Source organism: Methylosinus sp. (assembly GCF_036560965.1).
Classification (GTDB): domain Bacteria; phylum Pseudomonadota; class Alphaproteobacteria; order Rhizobiales; family Beijerinckiaceae; genus Methylosinus.
In genome coordinates this window covers 22854-48353 of sequence record NZ_DATBQF010000014.1, presented here as the reverse complement: position 1 = coordinate 48353, position 25500 = coordinate 22854, and the positions used below count along the sequence as shown (strand labels likewise).

The 25500-nt window shown below is 62.6% G+C and carries 22 protein-coding genes, 2 tRNA genes and 1 pseudogene; 7 read left to right on the top strand and 18 right to left on the bottom strand.

The window, feature by feature from the left end; all coding sequences use genetic code 11:
- Nucleotides 1-601 precede the first annotated feature (601 nt).
- The 6 genes from VIF40_RS03700 to VIF40_RS03675 form a co-directional block, all read right to left on the bottom strand.
- Nucleotides 602-3097, bottom strand: coding sequence for a hypothetical protein (locus tag VIF40_RS03700; protein WP_331936169.1), 2496 nt, complete (start codon nt 3095-3097; stop codon nt 602-604).
- Between the two features lie 1364 nt (nt 3098-4461).
- A complete protein-coding gene (locus tag VIF40_RS03695) occupies nt 4462-5604 on the bottom strand; it encodes a tyrosine-type recombinase/integrase (protein WP_331936168.1) in 1143 nt (380 codons plus the stop codon).
- Nucleotide 5605: 1 nt separating this feature from the next.
- A complete protein-coding gene (locus VIF40_RS03690; RefSeq protein WP_331936167.1) occupies nt 5606-5950 on the bottom strand; it encodes a helix-turn-helix domain-containing protein in 345 nt (114 codons plus the stop codon).
- A 205-nt stretch (nt 5951-6155) separates the two neighbouring features.
- Nucleotides 6156-6389, bottom strand: a complete 234-nt coding sequence (locus VIF40_RS03685) for a hypothetical protein (RefSeq protein WP_331936166.1) — start codon at nt 6387-6389, stop codon at nt 6156-6158.
- Nucleotides 6386-8389 carry an AAA family ATPase gene (locus VIF40_RS03680; protein WP_331936165.1) on the bottom strand — a complete coding sequence of 668 codons (2004 nt, stop codon included), beginning with the start codon at nt 8387-8389 and terminating at the stop codon, nt 6386-6388. The genes VIF40_RS03685 and VIF40_RS03680 overlap by 4 nt, the downstream gene beginning before the upstream one ends.
- Nucleotides 8386-8718 carry a DUF6634 family protein gene (locus VIF40_RS03675; RefSeq protein WP_331936164.1) on the bottom strand — a complete coding sequence of 111 codons (333 nt, stop codon included), beginning with the start codon at nt 8716-8718 and terminating at the stop codon, nt 8386-8388. The genes VIF40_RS03680 and VIF40_RS03675 overlap by 4 nt, the downstream gene beginning before the upstream one ends.
- A 567-nt stretch (nt 8719-9285) precedes the next feature.
- On the opposite strand from VIF40_RS03675, the gene VIF40_RS03670 reads away from it, so the two are divergent.
- From VIF40_RS03670 to VIF40_RS03660, 3 genes are all read left to right on the top strand, one after another.
- On the top strand, nt 9286-10044 hold the full coding sequence (locus VIF40_RS03670; RefSeq protein ID WP_331936163.1) for a hypothetical protein: 759 nt from the start codon (nt 9286-9288) through the stop codon (nt 10042-10044).
- Between the two features lie 129 nt (nt 10045-10173).
- Entirely contained in the window at nt 10174-11502 is a 1329-nt protein-coding gene (locus VIF40_RS03665; protein ID WP_331936162.1) for a hypothetical protein, read from the top strand.
- Nucleotides 11492-14194 (top strand): hypothetical protein, encoded by a 2703-nt coding sequence (locus tag VIF40_RS03660; protein WP_331936161.1) that lies wholly within the window; start codon nt 11492-11494, stop codon nt 14192-14194. Before VIF40_RS03665 ends, VIF40_RS03660 begins: the two co-directional genes overlap by 11 nt.
- A gap of 68 nt (nt 14195-14262) precedes the next feature.
- Here the strand turns inward: VIF40_RS03660 and VIF40_RS03655 are convergent, their stop codons facing one another.
- The 4 genes from VIF40_RS03655 to VIF40_RS03640 form a co-directional block, all read right to left on the bottom strand.
- Nucleotides 14263-15924, bottom strand: a complete 1662-nt coding sequence (locus VIF40_RS03655) for a DUF6538 domain-containing protein (protein ID WP_331936160.1) — start codon at nt 15922-15924, stop codon at nt 14263-14265.
- A 78-nt stretch (nt 15925-16002) separates the two neighbouring features.
- Nucleotides 16003-16077, bottom strand: a tRNA-Thr gene (locus tag VIF40_RS03650).
- Nucleotides 16078-16190: 113 nt separating this feature from the next.
- A tRNA-Val gene (locus VIF40_RS03645) sits at nt 16191-16265 on the bottom strand.
- A 49-nt stretch (nt 16266-16314) separates the two neighbouring features.
- A complete protein-coding gene (locus tag VIF40_RS03640; RefSeq protein ID WP_331936159.1) occupies nt 16315-17007 on the bottom strand; it encodes an HAD-IA family hydrolase in 693 nt (230 codons plus the stop codon).
- 96 nt (nt 17008-17103) lie between these two features.
- Here VIF40_RS03640 and VIF40_RS03635 point away from each other — a divergent pair, with 96 nt between their 5' ends.
- Nucleotides 17104-17490, top strand: a complete 387-nt coding sequence (locus VIF40_RS03635) for a hypothetical protein (protein ID WP_414684748.1) — start codon at nt 17104-17106, stop codon at nt 17488-17490.
- Between the two features lie 3 nt (nt 17491-17493).
- Here the strand turns inward: VIF40_RS03635 and VIF40_RS03630 are convergent, their stop codons facing one another.
- Nucleotides 17494-17880, bottom strand: coding sequence for an SPW repeat domain-containing protein (locus tag VIF40_RS03630; protein WP_331936158.1), 387 nt, complete (start codon nt 17878-17880; stop codon nt 17494-17496).
- Between the two features lie 292 nt (nt 17881-18172).
- Here VIF40_RS03630 and VIF40_RS03625 point away from each other — a divergent pair, with 292 nt between their 5' ends.
- Complete coding sequence (locus tag VIF40_RS03625) at nt 18173-18631, top strand: YaiI/YqxD family protein (RefSeq protein ID WP_331936157.1); 459 nt, start codon at nt 18173-18175, stop codon at nt 18629-18631.
- Between the two features lie 76 nt (nt 18632-18707).
- Here VIF40_RS03625 and VIF40_RS03620 read toward each other — a convergent pair whose 3' ends face one another.
- The 5 genes and pseudogenes from VIF40_RS03620 to ychF all read right to left on the bottom strand — a co-directional run bounded on the left by VIF40_RS03620 (nt 18708) and on the right by ychF (nt 21894).
- Nucleotides 18708-19565 (bottom strand): HEAT repeat domain-containing protein, encoded by an 858-nt coding sequence (locus VIF40_RS03620; protein WP_331936156.1) that lies wholly within the window; start codon nt 19563-19565, stop codon nt 18708-18710.
- A 78-nt stretch (nt 19566-19643) separates the two neighbouring features.
- Nucleotides 19644-19817, bottom strand: a pseudogene (locus VIF40_RS03615) (DUF933 domain-containing protein); the annotation flags it as partial.
- Nucleotides 19818-19870: 53 nt separating this feature from the next.
- Nucleotides 19871-20263, bottom strand: a complete 393-nt coding sequence (locus tag VIF40_RS03610) for a HEPN domain-containing protein (protein WP_331936155.1) — start codon at nt 20261-20263, stop codon at nt 19871-19873.
- Nucleotides 20260-20586, bottom strand: a complete 327-nt coding sequence (locus tag VIF40_RS03605; protein WP_331936154.1) for a nucleotidyltransferase domain-containing protein — start codon at nt 20584-20586, stop codon at nt 20260-20262. The genes VIF40_RS03610 and VIF40_RS03605 overlap by 4 nt, the downstream gene beginning before the upstream one ends.
- A 210-nt stretch (nt 20587-20796) precedes the next feature.
- Nucleotides 20797-21894 carry a redox-regulated ATPase YchF gene (gene ychF / locus VIF40_RS03600; RefSeq protein WP_331936153.1) on the bottom strand — a complete coding sequence of 366 codons (1098 nt, stop codon included), beginning with the start codon at nt 21892-21894 and terminating at the stop codon, nt 20797-20799.
- Between the two features lie 306 nt (nt 21895-22200).
- Here ychF and VIF40_RS03595 point away from each other — a divergent pair, with 306 nt between their 5' ends.
- Both VIF40_RS03595 and VIF40_RS03590 read left to right on the top strand, forming a co-directional pair.
- Complete coding sequence (locus VIF40_RS03595; protein WP_331936152.1) at nt 22201-23538, top strand: L,D-transpeptidase family protein; 1338 nt, start codon at nt 22201-22203, stop codon at nt 23536-23538.
- Nucleotides 23539-23562: 24 nt separating this feature from the next.
- Nucleotides 23563-23787 carry a hypothetical protein gene (locus VIF40_RS03590; protein WP_331936151.1) on the top strand — a complete coding sequence of 75 codons (225 nt, stop codon included), beginning with the start codon at nt 23563-23565 and terminating at the stop codon, nt 23785-23787.
- 108 nt (nt 23788-23895) lie between these two features.
- Here the strand turns inward: VIF40_RS03590 and VIF40_RS03585 are convergent, their stop codons facing one another.
- Both VIF40_RS03585 and VIF40_RS03580 read right to left on the bottom strand, forming a co-directional pair.
- The gene (locus VIF40_RS03585) at nt 23896-24699 is read right to left on the bottom strand and encodes an ABC transporter permease (protein ID WP_331936150.1); all 804 of its coding nucleotides are present in this window, start codon (nt 24697-24699) and stop codon (nt 23896-23898) included.
- Nucleotides 24696-25487 (bottom strand): ABC transporter ATP-binding protein, encoded by a 792-nt coding sequence (locus VIF40_RS03580; protein WP_331936149.1) that lies wholly within the window; start codon nt 25485-25487, stop codon nt 24696-24698. Before VIF40_RS03580 ends, VIF40_RS03585 begins: the two co-directional genes overlap by 4 nt.
- Nucleotides 25488-25500 lie beyond the last annotated feature (13 nt).

The window sequence follows — 25500 nt, the reverse complement described above, 5'->3', positions numbered from 1 at the left end:
AGGCCGAAGCCCCGATACTGAAGACGCCTCTTCGTCCCGACGAACCAGCCGGGTGGCTGAACTCCGCTAGAAAGACGAAGAAGCGACTTCGTGCGCTGCTCGTTGGCAGCGCCGCCGTCGATGAACGCCTTATAGGGCCGCCCCCTCGGCACTGTCAACAACTGGTTTCGAAAATTTTCACGAAACCGTCGTCGAATCTCCGAACGCCGGGAACGGCAGGGCCGTTCGATTGCGCACGGCGCCGTGCAATCGAATTGTCTGGAGGCTCGGGCGCGTCGGCGCAGCCGCGGCTTTCGCGCCGTTGCACGGGAGTTATCGAAAACGTCGGGGGATCGATGGTGCTGCAAGAGAGGATTGAAGCCTCCCTGCACCCGATCCAGCGACCTTGAATCAACCACTTGCAACCGGATGGGAGCGACGCTCGGCGCCGCCGGGACCACCTATGCGGAGCCATCCTATCGGACGCGGGGGCCCGTCGTGGAGTCCAAATCGACGGGTTCGCACAGACAATTCCGGTCCCCGCCCCGGCCATGGGATCGGGGGCGGAATCCTTTGGGAGGAGCAGAGGGCCAGCGCGGAAGGATAAAGAGCCGCCGCCGGGTCAGTCCCCGGCGTCACGCGCCGCCGCCGGCGGGTTGTCGATCCTTTCCCTGGACCATTTTCCGTAGGACGGGAGGCCGAGGTAGATCTGCTGCGTGAGATCGGCCAACCTCCGCATGTCGCCCGTTCTCCAAAATCCGCTGTTGCTCAGTTTGGCGTGCAATCCGCCCTTCGCCAGCCATCCCTCATGTAGCAGCCCCCCCATGAAGAGTTCGACGCCGGTCAGGACGATCACCGGGGCACGCGTCGCCTTGCCGACGGCGATGCGCTCGCGTCCCCATTCGGCCAGCGTCGCGATCCGAACCACCTCGTCCGAGGAAAGCTCGTTCTTCATGGTCGCAAAGACCATCACCGCGCCGGGAAAGCGTTCGGCCAGCCTCCGCATTCTGTCCACATCCTCGTCGAGAAAGGACTCTCTGCCGAAGCTTTTGGCTTCGCCGAACATCAATTCCACGGGGACGGACCGGTTGCTATACGACGTTGCCTGATGCCAGAGGGTGAAATCGGCCTCTAGGTGTTGCTCGTCTGGAAAGTGCAGGTCGAGACCGGCGGACCACGTCGTTCGACGGTCTCCCACGTCGAACATTCCCGCCAAGCATCGGATCGCGAGGGCGGTGGCATAACCGCCGTTCGCGTAGTTCGGCAGGACGAAAGGCCCGGCTAAACGAAAGGCCCAATCAGTGCTTTTTTCGATGTCGGCTGCCGGGAATTTGAAAGGTCGAAGGCACAGCGTGCATTCGACCTGATTGCTCAGTCGATTGAGCGGGTGCCAGCCCCGGCTCGAGCAGTGGGGGCATTTGACCTCCAGTCCCAACTCGACGGCGCCATGGTCGACGAGCCATTCAAATCCAAGCCGATCATTGCCTCTGGCTTTTTGCATGCGGTTCTTGAATTCGTGATGGTGGGCGCTTCTGGAAGGCCTACGCGACATATTGTTCAAGAACTCGACGACTTTTTCGCTGGAAACGGCGGCCACGCCCATGAGGCCGCCGAGTGTCTTGACGATCTGCGTTGCGGCGCGCCCGGCGTCGGAACGCTCGGCGCGGACGCCTTTCGACTTGAACCATTCCAAGATCGCGGTAGTGCAATCTGGGATGCTCCACTGTTCCCTGCTTCGAAAAACATTCGGGAAAGTCACGATGCCTTCCGTCGTCGACAAATACCGTCGGCTCAAAGACGGCATATGGAAATAAGGGGGCATCGGCCTCCTGTGGTCGCAAGGGAATGTCGTGGCGAACAGATTGTCGAACCCCCACTCGCGGATCTGGACGACGTTCGCCCAGGAGCCGTCACCCCGATGCTCTCCGACGAAGTCTGGTTGGAGGAACTCGAGCTGAAGCTGCGGCCCGTCGTCGCTCGATGAGCACTCGACATTCACCCTCTTTGCGGTCAGGCGCGGAGGCCTGTCGGACGCCACGAAATCGGACGCTCCGCGCCAGATCGGTGGATACCAGTCCTGAACAAGGTTGGCGCCGTCGCGTTCGACACGGAAATGCTCGCGATGCAGATCATCGATGCGCCCAGAATCGACCGACCTCGAGAACATCACCGTGGCGCGATGGGGCAGCGGGTCCGACGCTCCATCAGCCTCCAAAAGGCTATCGAGGATGAACTGCCGAAAATTCGCGGACATCTCGGCGAGCCACGGGAGGGGCGCGGCGACGACCGCGTCCCTCAATGCCCTTAGATTCCAGAAATCCAGCAAGTCGCGCGCCTCGACTGGATTCATAACGAACACGACGGGATCGTAGCCGATGCCCATCCGCCCTCGAGCTTCGACCTTCAGTGTCGCGTTGGCGATGTCGAAGGCGCTCTCACAGCCGTCGTGATAGAGTTCGGCCAGCGAATTTCCGTCCAGCGCCACCTTCCTCGGCTCGAAGGCGTCATTGAAGCCTCTGGCGAAATACCCGAGTCCGTCTTCGTCGGGAAAGCCGCCGAACACGGCAGCGCAGAAGTCTGCGAATTGCGGATCCTTCGGCTCCACGACGACGATGTGGTGTTCGCGCCGCCGTGCGAACTGGAACACCCGCCGATGGAGATCGCGGTAGATGTCGAACACGCTCAGGCCGGGGCCGATGCGGGAGGCGTCGCCCTCCCTGACCAGAACGGCGTCGGGAGCGAGCACCCGGTGGGGATCGAAGTCGAGATTTGCCGCGAGACCCGGTTCCCCTTCGACGATGAAATCGGGTTCGAAAAGGTCGAGATAGCCGTCGACGATTCGCTGCGGGGAGTCGGAAAACACACCGTGGCGGTCCCACCATTCTGGCGTCTCGTCGAAGACGGGGACGAGCGGATTGTGGCGTCCGCCCCATAGGCACGTGTTGATCCTGATCGCCCGCGACACCTGCGCCATGTCGTCTGGACGCACGAGAAATGCGAACCGCACCGGCCGCAGCCTGACTTCCGCCTCGATACGCGCCATGACCACCTCATACAATGAATCGATTGCCAAAATTCGGGAACGACCGATCGGTCCGACCCAGCCCTTGGCCGCCATGATTCGGTGTTCATTGGAATGGCGTGCCGCATGCGTCGGCGTTGTTCAAGCGAGCGCGACGGGCGCGGCTATAAATGCTTCCCTGTGTCATGGGTTCGACTCGCGGACGGTGGCCCTGCCGGAAATTCCTCGCCCAGAATCCCATTGCTCTCGCCGTCGCCCAAAACGCCCGGCCTCAAGATTCGCGGCGCCAATTCCAATCCGCCGCGCGGCGCCGGTCGCAGGACCGCGTTCCCATCGACGCGCGACGCCGATCCTTGAAAAACGGGCCGTTTCGAGGGTCGTCGCGCCGTCGATGCCGGCGCGACGCCCGCGACTTCTGGCCGCAGGAGAAATCGACGAATTTCCGGTCGCGTCCGCGCCATGTCGCCGACGGAACGCCGGGTCTCGAGACGTCCGACGGCCTGATCGGCCACGGGGCGTCCCCGCAGGTCCGCCGTCGCGGACACGCACGGATGCTGTCGGGGCGTCGCCGGCGGCCTCCCCCGAGCCTTGCCGGCCCCTCTGAGCGCGTCGAGGGTGGCATGGCGATGGGCGGCGGTCGCCAGAAACGCTGCGGGGCTCCGAGCCCCTCCCGCAGGCGCGGCTGCCGGGAAGGCCGCCGCTGCGGGGCCGTCCCCCGGCGCGCTCCGAGTCCGCGCCATCGCCGGGCCCGACGCCCGAGCGCGCGCCGGGCCCGGCAGCGACCATCGGCGGCGCGGCGCGGACGCGGAGAGGACATCGCCCGGCGATGGCCGGATGCGCCGAGCCGAACGCGGCGCGGCGAAAAGTCACGAGAAAAGCCCGCGGTCGCCAGCCGCCGCAAGCCAATCACTTGGAAAACAACGCGTTCTTGCGGCCGTCAATACTCTGTACACGAACTATTCCATGGCGACTCGTTCAATCTACGCATCCTCTTGAATCGCCAGAACATCAAGCCTGCACAATATTTTATAGGCATTGACGAAAGCGGCGCCAAACGGAGTCTAAAAGCGAATTCCAACGGCTATCTGCGACAAAAGTCCCGCGGAATTCACGAGTTTTTGTCGACAGATCTCAATGTCGCATTGCACAGGGAGAGATCGCGCACGTGCATTGCTCGGCAACGCGCTGCGGTGAGACCGTCCGCATTCGGACGTGAACAGCCAAATAGGTTGGGGCAGCGAGCGGGTTCTGGCTCGCTACGATTGGAACGTGACCACGCATGAACTTGGTGCGCGATCGCTCGTTGAGTTCCGCACGCGCGTCAGTCCACATGACGCAGTCGTTCTCCACCCTAAGCGTTCGAGCATTTAGGGGCGGTTCGACGCCGATTCGTTCCGAGCAAAAAAAAGAGGGGGCTGGCGGGCCCCCTCCTTTTCCGGTTCGTCTACAAGTCGGCGTCGTCACGAAGGCTCGTTCTCCGTCGGTTTCGCGCCTCGCGCCGCCTTCTCCATCTGCGCCACCGTCGCCATGGCGGCTTTGTGATCCTTTTTACAGAAGGCGATGTAGGGCATCGATTGCGCGATGTTCGTGTGCCCGAGATGCCCCATGACGGCGAAGATGCTCCCGGTGTAGCGCGCAATTCTGGTGCCCGATGTACGGCGACAGTCGTGGCGGTCACCCAGGAACGGGAGAATCTTTTTGAGCTTGTCCCATCGGTGCTGAAAGGTGCTTTTTGTGACGGGATAACGCTCGAGAGGGAGCTTTACCCCACCGACCGTGCGCACCTTCGTCTTCGCGCAGTATGTGAAGACGAATTCCGGGTGGTTTCCTTGGCGCTCTAGAAGGAGCTCGCGAACCCGCGGCGTCATGAGGGCAATGTGCGGCTTGCCTGGCTTGACCCAGACGTGAATTTCGTCGAATTCGAACCGCACCTCCGACCAGCGCAGGGATACGGCGTTGCCGAGGCGCAGTCCCGTGTCGATCATGAGCTTGGTGATCGCGGCGTCCTCGGGATCCATGACCGCGTACATCGCGCTCTCCTCCTCGAACGAGTAGTCGCGGATCGACCTCGGCGGAACCTTTACTCCCAGCTTGCGCCATTGGATCGGCGCCAACGGGATCCTCCAGACGTCGCGCGCATGGCTGAGCAACGACCGCAAGACATTGACGAAAGCGGCAAGAGTGCGAGGCGCATAGCTGGCCCCAACCAGCTTTTTCTTCGGTTTATGCTCGCGAAGCGCCTTGAGCAGATCGCTCGCCGCCGCGTGATCGAACTCCGACAGCATTTTGTCGGCGCCGATCAATCCCGCAATCAGATCGAGACTGCTGCGGAGCTTCTTTCCCGACGCGATCGTCGAGAGGCGCTCGCGGGCGTAATCGTCGACGGCCTGCGCGAAGGTGCGATCCTCCGAGTGAACGGCCGCCGGCGCCTTCGCTCCGCGCAGCGCCTCGTCGACGAGATTGCGGACGTAGGTCTCCGCCTGCTTGCGATTGGTCTCCTTGGTCGATCCGTTGAACCTGATGCCTCTGATCTGGAAATCATAGACCCAGTAGGGCGAATCCTTTCTCTTGAAGACGCGCGGCGTCTTTTTGAAGCTAGCCATTTCAACCTCCACGGCCTGTCGGCCTTACTCTCACGCTGACATTGATCCTCGGGGCGGGTCGCTGGATGGGCTGCATCCGACGGCGCTGCCTCTGGACGAACTGATCGAGGTCGGCGAAGGCGAACCGCTTGCGCGGACGGATCGCGCCGGCGCCCTCCGTCACGAAGGCGATGTCGCCGCGGGCAACATGAAGCCGAAGCGTGCGGACGCTCAGCCTCAGGACGCCGGCGGCCTCGCCCATGGTGAGCAGGGCCTTCCCCTCGAACGCCGCCGCCAGAGCCGCGCGGGTGGGATCCCGATCGACCGCCGTCGGCGTGCGGTCGGAAACATGGTCGGTGATGGTCATAGGAATCAATGCCCCTTTCGAAGTTGCGACTGCCCGAGCCCGCCGACCGATGTCGCCGGGAGGAGGCCGGGAGCCTTTTCGCTTGACTCGTATATTTTCCGTCAGATAGCGCGGGGTTTTGTGGCCCCGCGAATGGAACTGTGGCGACGGTCCTTCCGGCCGGGCCTTCGCGCATCGCGCCGATGTAGGATTAATAGCCTACATTCTAGGATTCGAGGTCGCCGTTCCCGGCGGCGCGAATTCGTCGCCGCCCGAGCGGAAACTTGACAACGACTCCGTCGGGTCGCAGGCCGGCGCGCCGTTCCGCCTCCTCGAGGATGGCGGCGGCGATTCCGTTGAGCGCGCCCTTCACGGCGGCGCGGAAGATCCGCGATCCGAGCCGCTCGCGCACCGTCCACAGGCGCGCGACGACGTCGTCGAGCAGGTCGCCGTCCGTCATGAACTCCTCCCGCGAATCTTCGGCCCGCGAACCTTGGGGCCGGGCCCGGCGTCCGTCGCTCCGTCCTTCGGGCCGGCGTCGCGGACCGGCGGCGGCGCCAGCAGGGCGGCGACGTCGTCCCCGGTCAGGAACCGGCGCGTCAGCAGCGCGTCGGCGATGTGCTCCACGTCGGCGCGGCGCCGGCGGATCAGATCGAGCGCGCGGGCGTGCAGCCGGGCGAGATCCGCCTCGACGGCGGCGCGCAGTCCATGATCGAAGGCCAGCGTTCGCGCCGGGTCGGCGCGGTGCAGCAGCGAGTCGCCCAGCCCGTGGCTGCCATGCCCGTCGGCCAGCGCGCGCGTCGCCATCGCGAGATCGACGACGGCGCCCGTGGACGCGGCGCCGAGGACGATCTCCTCGGCGGCGCGCCCGGCGAGCAGCAGCGCGACGCCGGCGTCGAGGTCGGCGCGCGTCGGGAACATCGGCGGGCTCCCGGCGGCGCGGGTCTCCCCGCCCGCGTTCCCGCGCACGACGATGGACGTCGAGGCGATGGTCAGCCCCGCGTCGAGATAGGCGACGCAATGCCCGGCCTCGTGGACGGCGGCGACGCGCCGGTCGGCGGGCGAGCGGTGATCGGGCGGAGCGATCACGCGCAGCAGATCGTCGAGCCCGGCGTCGCGGCGCGCGCTGCGGGCGGCGTGGAGGACGTCGCGCGCCCAATGCGCCGCCTGCGCCGGCGTCGCGCCGGGCCCGGCGAGACGGACCGTCGCGACGAGATCGGCGTCGGCGACGCCCGAAAGCGCGTCGCCGAGCCGCCAGCGCAGGATGCGCGCGAGCGTGTCCGCTCCGGGCGGAGCGACGTCGACGCGCGTCAGCCGGCCCGGCCTGACGGCGGCGGCGTCCACCGCATCGGCGCAATTGGAGGCGGCGACCACGATCACGCCGTCGTGGTCCTCGAGCAGGGTCAGCGCCAAGGTGACGATCGGCGTCCAGAAGTCGCGGCCGCGCCGGTCCATCGACGCCCGGTCGGGACAGGCCGCCTCGAACTCGTCGACACAGAGGAGGGAGACGCCGGCGACGGAGGCGGCGGCGCGCGCCGCATCGAAGACGTCCTGCATCGCGCGGGCGATGGTGCCGAGATGGCCGGCGTCGCCGCCGCGCGCGAACATGGGTCCGCAGGAATCGACGATCAGCGGAACGTCCATGGCGCGGGCGAGCGACGCAGCGAAGGTCGTCTTTCCCGCGCCGGGCGGGCCGGCGAGCAGCACGCCCGGCGTCCGCACGTCGCGCCAGCGGATTCGACCGGCGCGATAGTCGGCGACGCCCGAGGCGATGTCCCGCGCCAGCCGGCGCAGATCGGCGGGCAGGCAGTCGAGCGGCGGCACGTCGTCCGCGTCGCGGATCGCGCCGACGGTCGCCGCCTTCTTGGCGTCGGCGATCCGCACCAGATTGGCGACGACGTCGCGCGCCGCCGCGCCCGAGCGAAAGCAGGCCACGACCTCATGGAAGCCGAGCGTCGAGACGTCGGGAAGCGCGTCGGGAACGCGTCCGCTCGCGTGCTTCCGCAGCAGCGACCGCAGAATCTTGGCGTCGGGAGCGCGGACGCGGACCTGCGCGTCGGCGACGGAGACCAGCGTCGACGGCAGGAACCGCTGCGGATCCTGCGAGACGCCGACGACGGAACGCCCGCCCGCGAGATCCGCCGCGACGCCGTCGTTGCCGTGCGCGGGATCGTGGTCGCGACGGGAGGAGCCGTCCCGCGACAGGCAGACGACCTGGTGGGGGTCCTTATGGACGGCGCGCGCCAGGGGATCGCACCAGTCGGCGCCGGGCGCCTGGACGACGACGGCGACCGTGTCGCCGCGACGAATGCGCCGCCTGAGATCCACCGGCAGGGCCGCCCTGAGACACGCCCACGCCAGCGCGTCGCCGACGCCGCCCGGCGACACCGCGTCGTCGTCGTCATCGTCGGGGCGGTCGAAGAGGTCGTCGTTTCCTTTGAGATGCGAGAGCCGGCTCATTGGTCCCTCCCGCGCGCGGCGCCGCCGGGACGACCGAGGCGATAGAAGCGGTTCGCCGTGCGCGCCCAGCCGGCGTCGGCGTCGAGCGCGAACAGGTCCGAGGTGACGATCCGCGGGCGGTCGCCCATCACGGGGTGGCCGGAAACCGAGCCGGCCAAAGCGGGAAGCATGCGCGCCGCCTTGACCCAATGGTCGAGCAGCGGCGCGTCGGCGAGATCGGCGTCGGTGGGGCCGCCGTCGACGTGAAGGCGCGCGAGATCGTCGGCCAGCGAACGCGTCCGCGCGGCCAGCACGTCGAGGTCGGCGTCGAAGAAGATCGTGGAAGACATTGAAAAAAGCTCCGTCGTTCGCGCGGGCGGGACGCCGGCGCGGTGGAATCGCTGTTCGAAGGGGGAAGGCCCGGCGGACGGGGAGCGCGCTCAGGCGCGCGTCGCGCCGGGCCGGCGTTCGAATTCGGCGCGACGGGCGCCGGCGATCGGGACGGAGAAGGGGAAGAAGAACGAACTCATCGGAAGACGCTCACATACGCGGGGCGTCCTCCAGCGCGCCTAGATTCGGCGGGCTCCGCGGAGGACGAACGGAGCCGGGCGGCCGCCTTTCGGCAACCGTTCTTCGGCTTCGCGTTCGACGCGTATCGTGGGGTTCATGCTCATGACGGGGAAACTAGAACAGGCCATGAACGGAGTCGAGTCGGTTTGAGGAAAATTTTTTGGAGATAGCGGTCGTGATCGCTGGAATGGATCCAATCGGAATTCTAACCTGATACCAACCACTTTTTCATAGCCATCCACCTCGGGTCGACTTGCGTTCGTAGTTTGTCGACGTCAGACCGCGAGTAACGACCGCCGCCATCAGCGTTGGATGGCATGAAAAGTCTTTGGGAAGGATACTCGTTCATGAGATACGATGCAAAGCGATTCAAAAGCATGAAAATATGCCTGGAGGAGATGAAAAAGTTCATTCTGAATGGTCAGCATCTGTTCACAGGCAAGCCGTTCAAGAACTTCGACGACATGCGGTCGCGTGAGGTGTTGGCAAATTGGTTGATCTGCGCCGCACAGAACTCCGTCACGGGGAGCGAACGGTTCACTTTTTCCAGCGACCCGATCGGTGGGGATGGGATCATTTACGATCTGGGTGAGGGAAAACCCTATCCGACCGAGCATGTCCTTGCGCCGCGCGGACCAAAAGATAACGGTCTAAGTGTAGAGGATCTGATTATCCGAGCGATACAACAAAAGCAGACGAAGGGTGGGGCCGCATATGCTTCCGGCAAGACCTTGGTTGTATTCTTGGAAGGAGGCGACTCCGAATGGTTTGCGAACAGGGCCGCGCGACTCCTGCCGCAACCGCTCCTGTTCGAGGCGGTGTGGGTTGTTGGCCTGTATCGTTCGAGCGAAGCCGACTACGTCTATTTCGTGACTTCATTGGATATCGACGACGGCGATGCGCCCACGCAGCTCGTACACATTGATTTAAATTCTATTTCGTGGTGGGTCGAAAATATCCAAGGTATGCCGTCGACAGTTTTTGCTCGATTTCTGCCTTACTGGCGGGTCTCCCTATCTGAGAAGCTTGCGCTGCGAGCGTCAGAACCCGCAGCACAGGCGTCATCAGCTTTAGAGGAGCCTCAGCACTCCTCGACGAAGTCATAAAACCTTTGGTGTAACGATATCCGCTCCCGTGAATGACGGTCTGAGGGGCGAACGAGTCAAATGCCTTGACACGATTCAAAACGTCTGCACCCATTATCTCATGCTTTCGACGTATGCGACGAAAAGAAAATGACCGAATTTAAAGGCAACCACATCCAATGGCCAATCGAACGCAATGCCCGCACTTTCACAGCGCGCGTCGTCGAGCCGATTCATTACGACCCAAAAACACACAAAAAGATATTCGATGCAACGATGACGCATCTAATAATGCCGCCTGAAAATGATAAGATCGATAAATATGACAATATTCGCAAATCAATATCGACGAAGCGCGTCGACTTAATAACATTCCCAGAAGCATTTATAGATCCAGATACACTGCTACAGGCCCTTACTACGATTAAGGGAATTTTTACGTGCGTGCACGTAGGGCTTCGCATCGGCTATAATTCAGAATACCTGTTCTCCACTCGCGACTTATTGAATCTTATCGAATCAATAGAACAAGTAAAATCTATATATATTGATGATATTCAAAAATTTAAGTCGTGGATAACAAGTCAGCGCAGCGACGAAATGTTCAATGTTGGCTGCGTATTTGCTATTGATAAACACAACAAATTACGCGTGTGCATCCATCCCAAGATCGTTAGATCTATATTCGAGTTTAGTCCGTCACCTGAAAACCATATGAGCGAAGCAAATTTATTAAATTTAATAACACTTAGACAGAGCAAGGGTAACCTTAAAAATATTGTGATGCAACCACTTCTATGCTCAGATGCAACAACGCTACAGACAGATAAAGGTATGGGCGGCCCTATCGAACTTATAAATAAAATACCAACACAATGTTTCGACGGCGACGTTCCAGATCATATCGATATTGTATCCGTTTCAACATGCACTCCACAGGTGAAAAATGGTGTTGCGCGTCCAAGCATACACAGGGAATGGCACAGAAAGTTTCTTGATTCTTTTCAAAAGTCGGCGGACGATTTTCACCGTCACCACTTCTCTGTATTTGTTCTTGCAAATTTTCATGACATAAAAATTGAAGATGGAGATAGTGTAAAAATGAAAGACGGAGGGCTATCTGGAGTATTTATCCCCGTTCCGCCGCCTAAAAATGCATTATTTCCTTCTGGGATTGATACTTCATGTTGGGGCCGGCCGAAAAACAAAGACGAAAGCCAAAACAATAGCTGGTCGCGTCCTGACGATGATGCCTTGACGAAATGGAGCAGTATGGGATTTATATGCATGCTGTCTCCGATAAGCAACAAGCAAGGCATCGAAGTGCGTGTTCTTGAGTGTACAATACACCGACTTCCTCGCGATAACTCTTTATGGTCAAACTTTTCAAGCATAGAAAAGTGTGTAATATACGTTGGTCGACAGGCCGACGGTGGTGAAATAAGGTTTGCAAAGCAGGAGGCGCAGGATGCAGAATAACCACTCCCTGAGCCGCCGAGAGCACTTCGAGCAAAATTATTTGCCTTGGATTTCACTGCGGCACTTCCTATCTGCGGATATGCTCGAGGAGCTCTGCGCCGCGACCGTGGAAATCGTTAGTGACAATCAAGTCGCGCTGAGCGACCTGTTCGACATGCTGTCCAGTGGAGAGGGCGTCCTTGCCGCCTGGATAATACGTCCTCGTAAAATACAAGATCCATTCGCGGCCTATCTTCAGAATTTGATCAGGAGCGTCGTGTCGAACAACGACTCGGTGGTGCGGTATCCACGCGGTGTCGCGTCTTCCAAATCGTCAGTGATGGAGGCGTTGGAAACGGCCTACGCCCTCGGATCGATAGACATCGACACGTTAACACGCTGGAGACCAGACGCGCCTATCCCAGAGGCGTTGACGGTTATAACGGACGCCATCGGCAAGCTGCATGAACGCGGCCTATCACCGGAAGCGCTCGCATCGCTAGTCGAAAATATTACATCGGCTTTCAGCAGGCCGCTCGATGCAGTTGTCGTCAAACACCTCGGAGACCTTTGTGGAGACATCGACTGCTGGGACGCGGCCAAAGAACTCTATAAACATGCCGAATCAATGCTCTCGCAAGACATCGGTTTCGAGTGGCGCGCCTTCGTCGCTTCGATGCGGGTTCTGACAACGCAGTCGCACGCCACTGCATTGTGGTTCGCTCAAGGACCGCAAATCGCGCACGATTGTCTTACTAAGCTTACCAAGAATTCTAATTTGAACTCTGAGTTCCTGTCAATATCGAATGCGTCGACAGACAGCATGCAGTCGGCGACGGAAGCGACAGACACTCTGATGATTCCTGACGAAATCAGGCCTGCAATTTTGTTCGCTCCTCAAGTCAAAGATACTTACAACCTTGGCGGTGCCCTAATGGCTTGGGCATGCGAAGACTATGTCAATGCGAATAGGAAGTTTTGGGCAATCCTGCGCAGACAGATATCCTTGGGCGTGGTTGTTGAAAGCAGTCGAACAAAAGCTTTTTATGGCAGATCGATCATTGATGAGCTAAGGTCTAAAATCAAAAATGACCGAAATGAAGAAGCGTTCTCGATCGGGCTAAGGCTTATCATTGAGAGTGGCTTTCGCGATATTGCCGAAAAGACGACATGGAGCGAAGAATTCGTTCGCTGCTATGTTCAATTATCGAGTGTTCAGGAGGCTATCGATATATGCAAAAGGACCGAAGGCGTAAAGATAAAGCGAACAGCGGTCGCCTTGGTCATATTTCGTCGATGGCTTCAGTTTCTTCCAATAGAATCTACAGACGCAGCGTCAATGATGATACGCTTTATAGCAGATGCCACAAGATTTTCTGAGCGGTCTATCTTCAGTGACCGAGACCTAGGAAATGCGGGATTGAAGGGACTTCAAGAAATTGCGAAGTCGAGACCTGAATTTAGAGGGCTTGAAGCAGAGTCTATCATCAAAGCTATTTCTACGATGGTAGACGACAAAGACTTTAATAATATTTCAAGCGCTATTGAAACTTTTAGTGAGTATGCAGATATTTTTTCTGACGAACTTTTGTCGAATGCGATTAAAGCAATGTTGTCCAGTTTGGAAAGATTTCCAAATGGCGCTCCATGGACCGTTGCTCGTGTGGCGATAACATTTCTCGTATCGGAGCCTGCTATTTCACTTTACGGACGCGATCGTGAAATCGCGAAGATAGCTACGCAAGCTCTGATTCGCTATTGCCTTGAAACAGAATCCGAGCATGCGAGAATACTGTTTATCATCCATCGCCTTGGTTCTTCATTAATCGAATTAGGATTTGATAAACTAGAATATATCGTCTCTCATACGAGGGCGCGGGCCAGCGAGTTCAACTCGAGCAACGCGACCTACTATATCATGGCGCTTCTGGTTGAACCTAAGATAGTGAAGGAGGCCGGCGTTAGAGATGCGATTAACGCGCTGATTGCAATTCTTAAATCGGCAGCAAACGGTGATCCAGCTATCTCGTTCAGTGATGCTTGGCATCCGCTTATGATTCTCGCTGACAAGCAGCGCGATATGGCACGCGAGCTTGCAATTGAGGAAGAAAAACTCGCTGATCTTATCGGCGCGGCTTTCAATGAGCTACTTTCGCTATGGAGGATGGCCGCCACCGAGCCTCTTATTTTTTGCACTTTCTCGTTCCCGCCAGCGACAACACCAAATACGACAATAATTCATAATTGGGCATTTGCATCGATCGCCTTTGCTAGATCCCTCGGCAGGGAGGAAGAGCTAGCACAAGCGATGCACGACGCGACGAGGCATCCTCTTCTAGGAAGCTCGATCGCCATTGCAAAATCATTTCAGCTATCGAGTAGTGATCCCGAACTATTCAATTTAGAATTGATACATAAAGAAAATAAAGAGTCGTTTTATGTCTCATTAGGCAAAAGATTAGCATTGCTAAAGTCACTTCCTCCCGCGACTGGGAAAGCGGTTGTTGAGGTAATGCTCAGGCAATGTTTTAGGTTCGGTCCCAACGGACTGGATGCGGGCGTATTTTCTACTGCAACCAGTGTAGGCGTTGAAAAGTTGCCTATCTCCCGCGAATCCGATGCCTATCGTCGCCGCTTGGAAAATTCGCGCGATCTGCGACTGAGCCTCTTCCCGCTCTTCGATGAACTTGTCTCCGTGGAAGGCCATTCCTGACCATTCAATGGTCATCCTTGCCGACAGGCGCCGGCAAGGACTCCACCCAAGACCATGGCCGCCAGCCCTCACTCCGCCGCCCCGTCCCCCTCGCCGGCGTCCTTCCCGCCATGTGCCGGCGCCTTGGGAAGGCCCGGGATATCGTAGCGCGGGATCTTCTTGATCCACGGCAGGAGCTTGCGCGGCGGAGGCCGGTTGTAGTGCCGACCCACGTTCACGGGAACGTGGGCCTGGATGTAGTCGATGTGCGCCTCGGGGATGATCCCGGCGCACTCGACCTTGAAGCGGTGCCGCCAGCCGTGGTTCGGGGCGACGGCGGGATCGGCGACGCCGATGTCGCGGACCCATGTCGCCAGGCGACCGCCGATCGTCTCCGCCGCGCTCGCGAGCGCGTCGCGGTCCTTCGACGTCGAATTGTGGAACAGGGGTGCGTCGCCCTCGAATGACCCCGCATAGTCGAGGAATCCCTGCTCGATGAGGTGCGGCGCGATGGGAATGTCGCGCTCCTCGCCGTTCTTCGTCGTCCCGGCCTCGGGCGTGAACCGGAAGCACCAGATCCCGTCCACCTTGGCGATGTCGCAGGCCCGCAATTGCGTCGCCTCGTTCACCCGGCAGCCGGTGTAGGCGCAGATCCACGGCGCCCATCGCTGCGCCGCGGCCCGCTTGACCGACATCCGCTTGCCCACCGGCGCGAGCGTCGCCGTCAGGATCATCGCCGCCTCCTCGTCCGAGAGAGCGCGCATCTTCACCGGCTTCTCGTCGCGCCGACCGATCTCGACATGCGCGCCCGAGGCCGGGTTGGCCTTGAGAAGCTTGTTGCGGACCGCGAATGCGAAGATCGCCTTCAGGCAGATCAGGTAGTTCTTCTTCACGTTCGTGCGCGTCAGGCCGCCTTCGATCAGGTGGTCGCGCCACCGATTGATATGGTCCTCCGTCACGATCGCCATGTCGTCCCGGCCGACGAAGGCCACGAAGCCGTCGAAGATCGGCTTCCACCGCTTCCGCGTCCCGCTCGGCACGTTGCGGACCTCGACATATTCCTTCCACAGCCGCGCCGCCGTCAGGGGCAGCTTCAGCTCGGGGAAGGCCGCAGCCGCCGCGTCGGGCGTCCAGTCGTAGTTGGCCTCCCTCAAAATCTGCTCGATGGCCCTGAGCCGAGCCTCCAGCGCGCGCGGCCGGAGCCGGGCCCAGGAATATTGGCAGATGTCGAGCCCGTGCTCCTCGAGCACCTTCCGCACCAGAGGCTCCACGAAGCCCCACGCCGCCTCCTCCGCGTTCCAGTCCGCCCAGACCTCGGGGATCTCGGCCAGACCCAGAGCCATCCGACCGATGTTCTCCTGCCACTCCCACGCATGCGCCGACAGCGGATCCCGCCTCCCGGCGGACTGCTCGATCGTCGCCCGGTAGACCGCGCCCGCCAGACCCTCGATCTGCTGATCGTTGATCCACGTTGGATTCGGCTTCTCGATTCTTGGAGCCTTCGGCTTCGGCTCCCGCTCGGGAATTGGAGCGCCGGCCCGCTGGCGCAAATCCAGCCACGCCGCCTCTATCGATTCCATCATCTCCGCGTGCACGCGCCTGGCTTCGCGGGGATTCTTCGTGCCGAGGGAGCGTCGCATCTCCTTCGGCAGCTTCTCGTCGAGAACGCGCAGTTCCAAAGGAACGTGCTTGCGGAGCCAATAGACCCCGGTCTTGGGATGCTTGAACGGACGGGCCATGCGCAACACCATTCGGGAGCACCTCACGGTATCATCCGGGCGTTGCGAAATCGTTGATTCGACTATTAGACTGATATCGTTGGAGTTTGATGGTGCTGCAAGAGAGGATTGAACTCTCGACCTCTCCCTTACCAAGGGAGTGCTCTACCACTGAGCTACTGCAGCGTCGGGCGGCCTTGTGCCACAGCGATCGCGCTTGCGCAAGACATTCGCACGAAAGACGTTCGCCTCGCGGTCTGGCCGAGCAAAAACGCCAAAGTCGTCGCGAAGCCGAGTAATGGTGGGCGGCACAGGGATTGAACCTGTGACCCCTCCCGTGTGAAGGGAGTGCTCTCCCGCTGAGCTAGCCGCCCGTAAGCCTGTGAGGCCGGACCTTCCTCTAAGAGACGACGCCATATCCCGTCAAGTGCATGCCGACGTTTCCAGCGCCCCGAGCGACGCCACCGCACCCCATAATTCGTCGAAATGCGAGATCACGCGGTCGGGGGCGAAGGCCGAGACCGGCGTTTCCGTATAGCCGAAATCCACCGCCACCACTGGCACGCCGGCGTTTTTGGCCGTCGCTATGTCGGTCTGCGAATCGCCGATCATCACCGCGCGCGCCGTCCGGCCCCCCGCCTTTTCGATCGTCAGCGTCAGCGCGCGCGCGTTCGGCTTGTGGACCGGGAAGGTGTCGCGGCCGCAGATCGCCGCGAATCGCTCGGCCACGCCCAGCCGTTCGAGCAGCAGAACGGCGAGCGCCTCGGATTTATTGGTGCAGACTGCGAGCGCGAAGCCGGCCTCGGCGAATCGGTCCAGCGCCGCCTCGGCTCCCGGAAAAAGCCGCGTCTCCACGGCGATACGCTCGCGATAATGGTCGATAAAATCGTGAAACAGCGCCTCGATCCGCTCCGGCGGCAGCGGCGCGCCCGTCGCCGCGAAGCCGCGCTCGATCATCGCCCGCGCGCCCGCCCCGGCGAGCGTGCGCACCGCCGAGAGCGGCACGGGCGCGCGGCCGTCGCGCTCCAGCAGAACCCCGAGCGTCGCTATGAGGTCGCCGGCCGTGTCGGCGAGCGTGCCGTCGAGATCGAAGACCAGTGTCGGCGCGCCGTCCATCCGCCTGCCCCTTCTCCGCCTGCCCGCCGGCGCCGTCTCGCGATTGCCGCATCGGCGTGTAGACTGCGCCCGGTGATTCGTCGAAGGAGTGTAACCTTGCGCGCAGCCATTCGTCTCCTCTCTCTCGGGGCCGCCCTGGCGGCGCCGGCCTTCTCGGCGTCGGTCGGCGCGGCGCTCGCCGGCAATTACGAATTTCTCGCCGCCCCGCAGACCGATCTCAACCGCGTCTTTCGGCTCGATCGCGCCAGCGGCGAGGTCGGGGCCTGCCAATATGGGCTGAAGGACGGCGCCGCCGTCGGCGTCACGCTCTGCTATCCGCCGGGCGAGGGCGCCAAGGCCGGGCAATTCAGCGAATACGCCCTCATCGCCTCGCGCCATACGGGCGAGGGCGGCGTGTTCCGCGTCGATCTGCGCTCGGGGCAGATGTCGATCTGCTTCGTCTTGAACGAGAGCTCGGTGGTCTGCACGCCGCCGGCGAAATAAGTCTCAAGCATTCGCGCCGGGCTCTGGCCAGAACAGCAGCTCGGCGGCGGAGATGAAGGCGACGATCCCGCCCAGCACGCCGAGCGCCACGGCGGCGGGGACATTATGCTCGAAGCGCAGCAGCCAGGGCGCGAAGGCGGTGAGCGCGCCGAGCACGACATTCACCTCGCGGAAGAGCCGCGTGTAGCTGGTGAGCGCGATCGCCGCGGCGATGATGATGAAGCTGCCGGCGATCCAGCTCACGGCGGCGGCGGTCATATCGTCATGATAGCCGAAGGCCCAGGGCGCGACGCAGACGACCCCGCCCAGTATCAGGCAGGCGATGTCATAAGGGCGGCCTTCTCCTCGGGGACGGCCCTGCCCTCGCTCGATTGCGCTCGGATCGCTCATGCGCGCCTCCCTTGCCGCCTTGCCGCCTTGCGACCTTGCCGCGAGCCCTGCGGATCGGGGAGACATAAGGCGCAGGCGGCGCCCTGCCAGAGGCACGGCGGGGCGACGACCGACGCCCGATAGGCGCGCGGCGAAACAATCACGCCCTTGCGAGGCCCCGCGATGCGAGCCTTCCGGCGCGCAGGGCGATCGGGTAAACGAGAATTGGCGCGCCCATTTCGGCGTTCGCCCGATCGCCCTCTCGGCGCGTCGATCGACTCGATTATGTCCCTGTGTCGCCTTAGAATGCGCCATGACGATCACGATCTACATCGACGGCGACGCCTGCCCCGTGAAAGATGAAACGTATAAAGTCGCCTCGCGCTATGGCTTGCGGACGTTCGTCGTCTCCAACAGCTTCATGCAAATCCCGCGATCGCCGCTGATCGCCCGGATCATCGTCGAGGCCGGAGCCGACGCGGCCGACGATTGGATCGCCGAGCAGGTCGTCGCCGGCGATGTGGTCGTCACCAGCGATATTCCTTTGGCCGGACGTGTATTGGCGAAGGCGGCGCATGCGATCGCGCCCTATGGTCGCGCCTTCACGCAGGACTCGATCGGTCTGGCGCTCGCGCAGCGCTCGCTGATGGAGCATATCCGCTCGACGGGCGAAATCACCGGCGGCCCCCCGCCATTTTCTTCGGCGAACCGATCCCAATTCCTTCAAGCGTTGGACCAAGCCATCGCCCGAGAGCAAAGACGGCGGCTATGAGCCGATCGGCGCTTTCCACTGTGGCTGCGCGGCGATATCGGGTGATGAGGCGGCTACTTTTAACCCATTGGGGATATTACGAATCTGGCAGAGGGCAGCCGCAGGCCGCCATCGCCTTCAGCCAGTCCTTTTCTTCGTGACTGCGCCACGGTTGCCCGATTTCGCGGGCTGCTAACAATGCGGCGCACAGGGAAGGGTCAGCCAGATCGCGAGCGGCTTCAAAGAGCGGTGTTGCGACTTGCACGCTCAGCTCCCGAGCTAGCACTGACGACACCGCGTTGTCCTTGCGCCGCGCAAGTCCCGCGATCGCCTCGTTCCTGACGTCAGGATTGATATCGACAAGGCGCGCGTGCAGGGCCGCTCTGATTTGATCGCTATCGACGTCGATATGCTGCCCGAGGCCGAAAGTCGCCCAGTCGCGAACGTCGCTGGCGTCATCAGACGACAACTTGATTAGTCCCGCGATCGCGGCTTCGTCCTCATATCCGGTAAGCGCCATGACAACACCGAACCGGACCTTTGCGTTCGAATGTAAGACGAGTTTCAACGCGATGGGAATTGCACGGCAATCGCGGAGGTGGCCCAAGGCGACGCAAGTATCCTCCAGAACGTCAGCGTCGGCGGCGGTCTCGATTTCGTTGAGTAGGAGCCGTTCGAGAGCGCCGTATCGTTCTTCCCGGAAGACGCCATCCGGATTGTCATGCGAGTGACCGAGCTGGCCTAGAATAGCTGCTCCGACGCGACGTCGGACACTTTCAGCGCTTACGCTTAACGCTATTGCTGCGGACAACATGACAGTATCGGCGCGCTGCTGTAGAAGCGATACCGCCCGCCACCCAGTGGGCGGACCCGGACCATCCGCTTCCTCACAATCGAGGTGCAGGACTGCTGCCTCGATGAGGTCGACTGGAATCTTGTTCGCTACGTCGGTCATTCGTCGTGTCTACGACGATAACCAGCGGTCCGCTACTGCCGCATCCCGGACCCCACTCACCACACGTCCCAACCGGCGTCAGGTGTTGAACCGGAAGTGCAGCACATCGCCATCGGCGACGACATACTCCTTGCCGGCCAGCCGGAACTTGCCGGCCTCGCGCCCGCCTGCCACGCCGCTCAGCGTGACATAATCCTCATAGGCGATCGTCTCGGCGCAGATAAAACTCTTCTCGAAATCTGCGGGTATTACAGTGACCCGTCTATCGAGACACGCGCGTAGCCGTAATTCATGCCACGCCTGCCTCACGAGCTGTCAGACAGCAGAGAGGAAAGCGTCTCGACAAATCGCACGGCGCCCGCAATCGCCTCGGCGGCATGCTCATGGGAGACATGGGAGTCCGCGCCTGTTTCATAATCGGCGATGGCTTTCAGATTGTAGGTGCGGCCGAGAAAGGCGCGAAGGTCGATGTCGAAGCGCGGATCGTTCTTCACCAGACGCGCGAACTCGCCCTGAACACCCGAATGTGTTTTGAAAACGCGGTCGTGGTTCTCGAAGATCAGAGCTTGGGCGGCATGGAATCCGGCAAGATAGGCCGTGCGCCCAGCGGCTTCGTTCAAGCCTACGCCAAGCATTCTTTCGGCCTGTCCCAGAAGCTCTTTCGCCTTTTCGAGGAATGCATCTGTCTGGGGCTTCATAAATCGAGCCCTTCCGCGCGGATTTCATGCATCAAAGGCATGCGCGGGTCGTTGTAGGTCGCGGCCTGATAAGGCAGGGCATGAATGACGCCGCCGGTTTCGTAGAGAATGCCGGTGCCGAGGTCTGCGAGCCGGTTCATTTCCTCGAAGCGGTCGGGCATGTCGCGCAAAAAGACGGCTATGTCGTAGTCGGAATCCGGTCGCGCATCCCCCCGCGCGCGGGAACCGAACAGGACCGCGCGGGACAGCCGGTCGCCGTAGGTCTCGGCGAGCGCCGCGCGAAAGCGCTCGAGGATCGGGTCGGGCGGGGCCATCATGGGCATGGGGCAAGCCTGCCATAAACGCCGATCATTTCACACCGGAAAATCGCACCGAAAAAGCCCTTAAAATTCAACGGGCTGATTTTCGTCCCTAATTCTCGAATTGCGTGACAGGCTGCGGCCGTCCGACGGGCCGAGGCAGCGATCACGGCTCCCACCGAACGTCCCCGCCCGGCGCGTCCCAAACCCCATTCACCACACGCCCCAACCGCGTCAGGTGTTGAACCGGAAGTGCAGCACATCGCCATCGGCGACGACATACTCCTTGCCTTCCAGCCGGAACTTGCCGGCCTCGCGCGCGCCCGCCTCGCCGCGCAGCGCGACATAATCCTCATAGGCGATCGTCTCGGCGCGAATAAAACCCTTCTCGAAGTCCGTATGGATGACGGCCGCCGCCTGCGGGGCGCGGGTGCCCTGCTCGATCGTCCAGGCGCGCGCCTCCTTGGGGCCGACGGTGAAATAGGTCACCAGCTTCAGCAGCGCATAGCCGGCGCGGATGACGCGGTTGAGGCCCGGCTCCTCGAGCCCCACCGCCTCGAGATAATCCGTCTGCTCCTCGGCCGGCAGCACGGCGATCTCGCTCTCGATCTTGGCCGAGACGACGACGCTCACCGCCCCCTCCTCGCGCGCCCGCGCCGCGACTTTCTCGGAGAAGCCATTGCCCTCGGCCGCGGCGCCCTCCTCGACATTGCAGACATAGAGAACCGGCTTGGACGACAGCAGGCCGAGCCCGGCGAGCGCGCCGCGCTCCTCCGGCGCGATCTGGACGAGGCGGGCGGGCCGTCCGTCGCGCACGAGATCGAGGCAGCGGCGCATGAGGTCGAGCAGCTCCTTGGCGTCCTTGTCGGCGCCCTTGGCCTTCTTCTCGAGCGGGATCACGCGCTTTTCCAGACTGTCGAGATCGGCGAGCATCAGCTCGGTCTCGATCGTCTCGATGTCGCGGATCGGATCGACGTCGCCCTCGACATGGGTGATGTCGCCATCCTCGAAGCAGCGCACCACATGGGCGATGGCGTCGCATTCGCGAATATTGGCCAGAAACTGATTGCCGAGCCCCTCGCCCTTGGAGGCGCCGCGCACCAACCCGGCGATATCGACGAAGGTGAGGCGCGTCGGGATGATCTGCTTGGAGCCGGCGATCTCGCAGAGCTTTTCGAGGCGCGGATCGGGCACGGCGACGTCGCCGACATTGGGCTCGATGGTGCAGAACGGGTAATTGGCCGCCTGCGCCGCCGCGGTCTGCGTCAGCGCGTTGAAGAGGGTCGACTTGCCGACGTTCGGCAGGCCGACGATTCCACATTTGAAGCCCATGGCGTCCGGTTTCCTCGCGCGATCTCGCTGCGGCGCGGTATGGGCGGGGCGGGCCGAAAAGGCAAGGGCCGTCGAGAGACGGGCCGCGCGGACGGCGCTTCGACGACGGCGAGAAGCGGGCAAAACCGCAGATTTCGCGGAATCGGCGTCACGCGATCGCCGCCGGGCGGGTTGACCGCGAGCCCGGCAAGGCGGAAAAGCTGCAAAAGCAGCGCGTCGGCGATTTCGGGCGCGATTCTGGCGCGGAACACCATGCGACACACGTTTCGAATTCGACAGGCCCGTCGCGCATTCGCGATTTTCGCCGTGGCGGGACTGCTCGCCTCGACGCCGCTCCCCGCTGTGGCGCAGGCCGCCGCCGAGCCGTCCGCGCCGCCATCCCCGCCCGCCGCAGCGGCCCCGGCCCCGGCCGCCGCTCCTGCGCCGCCGCAGCCCGCCGCGCCCGCGCCGGCCGCCGCCCCGGCGCCGGCGGAGCCCGCGCCCGCCGCCGCGCCTCAGACGGCGGCCGCGCCAAAACCCAAGCCAAAACCCAAGCCCAAGCCCGCGCCGCCGCGCGAAATGGCGCTCTCCGACGATCCGACCCCGGCGCTGCAGCCCGAGACTTTTTTCGCCACCTCGCTGGCCTCCGAGCGCTACGCCGCCATCGCCGACGCCGGCGGCTGGCCGCGGGTGGGAACGCCGCTCCAGCCCGGCGCGCGCGGCAAAGCGGTGGCGGCGCTGCGCAAGCGCCTCGCGGCCGAGGGCGATCTGCCCGCCGAATCCGCCGGCGGCGAGGCCTGGGACGCGGCCCTCACCCAGGCGGTGAAACATTTCCAATTCCGCATGGGGCTGAAGCAGACCGGCGCCGTCGCCGGGGCGACCTTGCGCGAATTGGACGTGCCCGCCTCGGTGCGCTTTCGCCAGCTCGCCTCCTCGGCGCAGCGGCTCGCCGGCAATGATTTCCCCTTCGGCCCGCGCTATGTCGTGGTCAACATCCCCTCCGCCGCCGTCGACGCCGTCGAGAATGGCCATGTCGCGCGCCGCTATACGGCGATCGTCGGCGATGTCGAGCATCCCTCGCCCGAGGTCGAGGCGAGGATCGGCGCGGTCAATCTCAACCCCACCTGGACGGTCCCGGTCTCGATCATCAAGAACGAGATCATGCCCAAGATGCAGAAGGACCCGTCCTATCTCGCCAAGGCGCGCATTCGCGTCTTCGACAATCATGGGACCGAGATCGAGCCGAAATCGATCAATTGGGCCAATGAACGGGCCGCGAACTATACGCTGCGCCAGGACAGCGGCGCGCAGAACTCGCTCGGCTCGATTCGCATCGCCATGCCGAACAAGCATGCGGTCTATATGCATGACACGCCGAGCAAGCGGCTCTTCTCGAGCGACTATCGCTTTCTCTCGCATGGCTGCGTGCGCGTCGAGGGCGTCTACGACCTCGCCGCCTGGTTGCTGGAGGGGACGCCGGGACAATGGGACAGGGCAGCGATCACGTCCAAGATCGGCGGCGAGCGTCAGGACGTGACCTTGCCCAAGCCTGTGCCGGTCGTCTGGGTTTATATGACCGGATGGGCTTCCGCGAATGGAACCGTTCACTTCCGCAACGATATATATGGGGTGGACGCAGTGGGCGAAGCGCGCGGAGAGCGATGATTCGCCCTTCCCGAGGGAGGGACGATGATGCGCGAATGGATCGTCTTCGCCTCGACCTTGGCGGTCGCTCTTCTCGCCTCGGCGGAGGCCGCCGAGCGACGCCCCCGCCAGCCGCCGCCGGCCGAGAGCGTGGTTGTCGCGCCAGCGCAATTCTGCGAAAAAATGTGCCCGGAAGATTTCGCGCCCTGCGATCCGATCTACTTCAAGACCGCCGATTCGCGTTGCGCGCAGGTGGGCGTCGGACGGTGAGGCCCGAACCCGAATTGCGATTCGTTTCAGAACGCCTCGAACCCTCATCCGACCCGGCTTCGCCGGGCCACCTTCTCCCGTGAAGGGAGAAGGAGCCGCGCACATCGATTACTCGTCCGTCCCGCGCGCGCTCTCGTGCCAGCGCGAGAGCGCGAGACGCGACAGCGCCGTCAGCCCCGCATAAATGACGACGCCGGCGAGCGAGACCAGCGCCAACGCCGCGAACATGCGCGGAATATCGAGCCTGTAGCCGGCCTCCGAGATGCGGAAGGCGAGGCCGGCCCCCTGCCCCGCCGCGCCGGCCGCGAGCTCGGCCGCGATGGCGCCGATCAGCGCCAGCCCGCCGCCGATGCGCAATCCCGCGAAAAATTGCGGCAGCGCCGCCGGCGCGCGCAAATAGACGAGCTTCTGCCAGGGCGACGCGCGATAGAGATCGAAAAGCTCGACCAAGGCGCGATCGACCGAGGCGAGGCCGAGCGATGTGTTGGCGAGGATCGGGAAAAAGGCGACGAGAAAGGCGCAGACCAGCACCGCCTCACCGGGCGCGAGATAGACCAGCAGCAGCGGCGCTATGGCGATGATGGGCGTCACCTGCAGCACGATGGCGAAGGGCATCAGCGCTCGCTCCATCCATCGCGACCGCGAGATCATGAGCGCCAGCGTGACGCCGCCGATCGTCGCCAGCGCCAGCGCCTCCAGCGCCGTCGTCAGAGTGACGAGCAGCGCGGAGACGAGGATCTCGCGATCCTTCACCAGCGTTTGGCCGATGACGCTCGGCGCCGGCAGCACATAGGGGGGAATGGACCAGAGGACGACCACCGCCTCCCAGACGGCGAGCGCGCCCATGAGAACGGCGAGCGGCAGCAGCGCATCGCGCAACGGGGAGGTCTCCCGGGGCCTTGCGGCGCTCATCGCTTCTCTTCCCCACGCTTCTCTCCCCCATGCTTCTCCTCGCCATAGGCGCCGCGCAAGGCGGCCGAGGCGCGCCGGCAGAATTGCGCGAATTGGGGACTGGTGCGGAATTCCTCGTCGCGCATGATGGCGGGGTCGATGTCGATCGTATCGACGATCGTTCCGCCGCGGGCGGAGAGCGCCAGAATGCGCGTCGAGAGATAGACGCTCTCATAGATGGAATGGGTGACGAAGACGATCGTCGTATCGAGGCTTCGCTTCATGGCGAGGAGATCGTCGCCGAGCCGAAAGCGCGTCACCTCGTCCAGCGCGGCGAAGGGCTCGTCCATCAGCAGCAGCTGCGGCCGCGTGACCAGAGCGCGGGCGATGGCGACGCGCATCTTCATGCCGCCGGAGAGCTGGCGCGGCAACGCCGTCTCGAACTCGGAGAGGCCGACGAGCGCCAGCGTCTCGCGCACCAGCGGCGCGGCTGTTTCACGCGTCTTGCCGGCGAGGCGCAGCGGCAGATAGACATTGGCGAAGACATCGGCCCAGGGCAGCAGCGTCGCCTCCTGGAACACGAAGCCGATATTGTGCGCGGCGGATGCGTCGCGCCAGTCGATCGCGCCGGCGTTCGGCGTCGCGAGGCCGGCGATGAGCCGCAGCGCCGTCGATTTGCCGCAGCCCGAGGGGCCGAGCAGCGTCAGGAACTCGCCCTCGCGCAGATCGAGATGAAAATTCTCGAGGGCGGCGACGCCATTGGCGAAGCTCTTGCCGATCCCGCGCAGCGAGACCAGCGGCTCCGCCATTGTCGCGACGCCC

What these genes read in the sequence shown, in the direction of transcription:
- VIF40_RS03620 (WP_331936156.1), bottom strand. Translation starts at nt 19,565, where the DNA reads ATGACCGACGTAGCGAACAAGATTCCAGTCGACCTCATCGAGGCAGCA.
- VIF40_RS03690 (WP_331936167.1), bottom strand. Translation starts at nt 5,950, where the DNA reads ATGACCATCACCGACCATGTTTCCGACCGCACGCCGACGGCGGTCGAT.
- VIF40_RS03685 (WP_331936166.1), bottom strand. Translation starts at nt 6,389, where the DNA reads ATGACGGACGGCGACCTGCTCGACGACGTCGTCGCGCGCCTGTGGACG.
- VIF40_RS03585 (WP_331936150.1), bottom strand. Translation starts at nt 24,699, where the DNA reads ATGAGCGCCGCAAGGCCCCGGGAGACCTCCCCGTTGCGCGATGCGCTG.
- VIF40_RS03695 (WP_331936168.1), bottom strand. Translation starts at nt 5,604, where the DNA reads ATGGCTAGCTTCAAAAAGACGCCGCGCGTCTTCAAGAGAAAGGATTCG.
- VIF40_RS03625 (WP_331936157.1), top strand. Translation starts at nt 18,173, where the DNA reads ATGACGATCACGATCTACATCGACGGCGACGCCTGCCCCGTGAAAGAT.
- VIF40_RS03590 (WP_331936151.1), top strand. Translation starts at nt 23,563, where the DNA reads ATGATGCGCGAATGGATCGTCTTCGCCTCGACCTTGGCGGTCGCTCTT.
- VIF40_RS03605 (WP_331936154.1), bottom strand. Translation starts at nt 20,586, where the DNA reads ATGCCCATGATGGCCCCGCCCGACCCGATCCTCGAGCGCTTTCGCGCG.
- VIF40_RS03700 (WP_331936169.1), bottom strand. Translation starts at nt 3,097, where the DNA reads ATGGCGGCCAAGGGCTGGGTCGGACCGATCGGTCGTTCCCGAATTTTG.
- VIF40_RS03610 (WP_331936155.1), bottom strand. Translation starts at nt 20,263, where the DNA reads ATGAAGCCCCAGACAGATGCATTCCTCGAAAAGGCGAAAGAGCTTCTG.
- VIF40_RS03660 (WP_331936161.1), top strand. Translation starts at nt 11,492, where the DNA reads ATGCAGAATAACCACTCCCTGAGCCGCCGAGAGCACTTCGAGCAAAAT.
- VIF40_RS03665 (WP_331936162.1), top strand. Translation starts at nt 10,174, where the DNA reads ATGACCGAATTTAAAGGCAACCACATCCAATGGCCAATCGAACGCAAT.
- VIF40_RS03630 (WP_331936158.1), bottom strand. Translation starts at nt 17,880, where the DNA reads ATGAGCGATCCGAGCGCAATCGAGCGAGGGCAGGGCCGTCCCCGAGGA.
- VIF40_RS03675 (WP_331936164.1), bottom strand. Translation starts at nt 8,718, where the DNA reads ATGTCTTCCACGATCTTCTTCGACGCCGACCTCGACGTGCTGGCCGCG.
- VIF40_RS03640 (WP_331936159.1), bottom strand. Translation starts at nt 17,007, where the DNA reads ATGGACGGCGCGCCGACACTGGTCTTCGATCTCGACGGCACGCTCGCC.
- VIF40_RS03655 (WP_331936160.1), bottom strand. Translation starts at nt 15,924, where the DNA reads ATGGTGTTGCGCATGGCCCGTCCGTTCAAGCATCCCAAGACCGGGGTC.
- VIF40_RS03580 (WP_331936149.1), bottom strand. Translation starts at nt 25,487, where the DNA reads ATGGCGGAGCCGCTGGTCTCGCTGCGCGGGATCGGCAAGAGCTTCGCC.
- VIF40_RS03670 (WP_331936163.1), top strand. Translation starts at nt 9,286, where the DNA reads ATGAGATACGATGCAAAGCGATTCAAAAGCATGAAAATATGCCTGGAG.
- VIF40_RS03680 (WP_331936165.1), bottom strand. Translation starts at nt 8,389, where the DNA reads ATGAGCCGGCTCTCGCATCTCAAAGGAAACGACGACCTCTTCGACCGC.
- ychF (WP_331936153.1), bottom strand. Translation starts at nt 21,894, where the DNA reads ATGGGCTTCAAATGTGGAATCGTCGGCCTGCCGAACGTCGGCAAGTCG.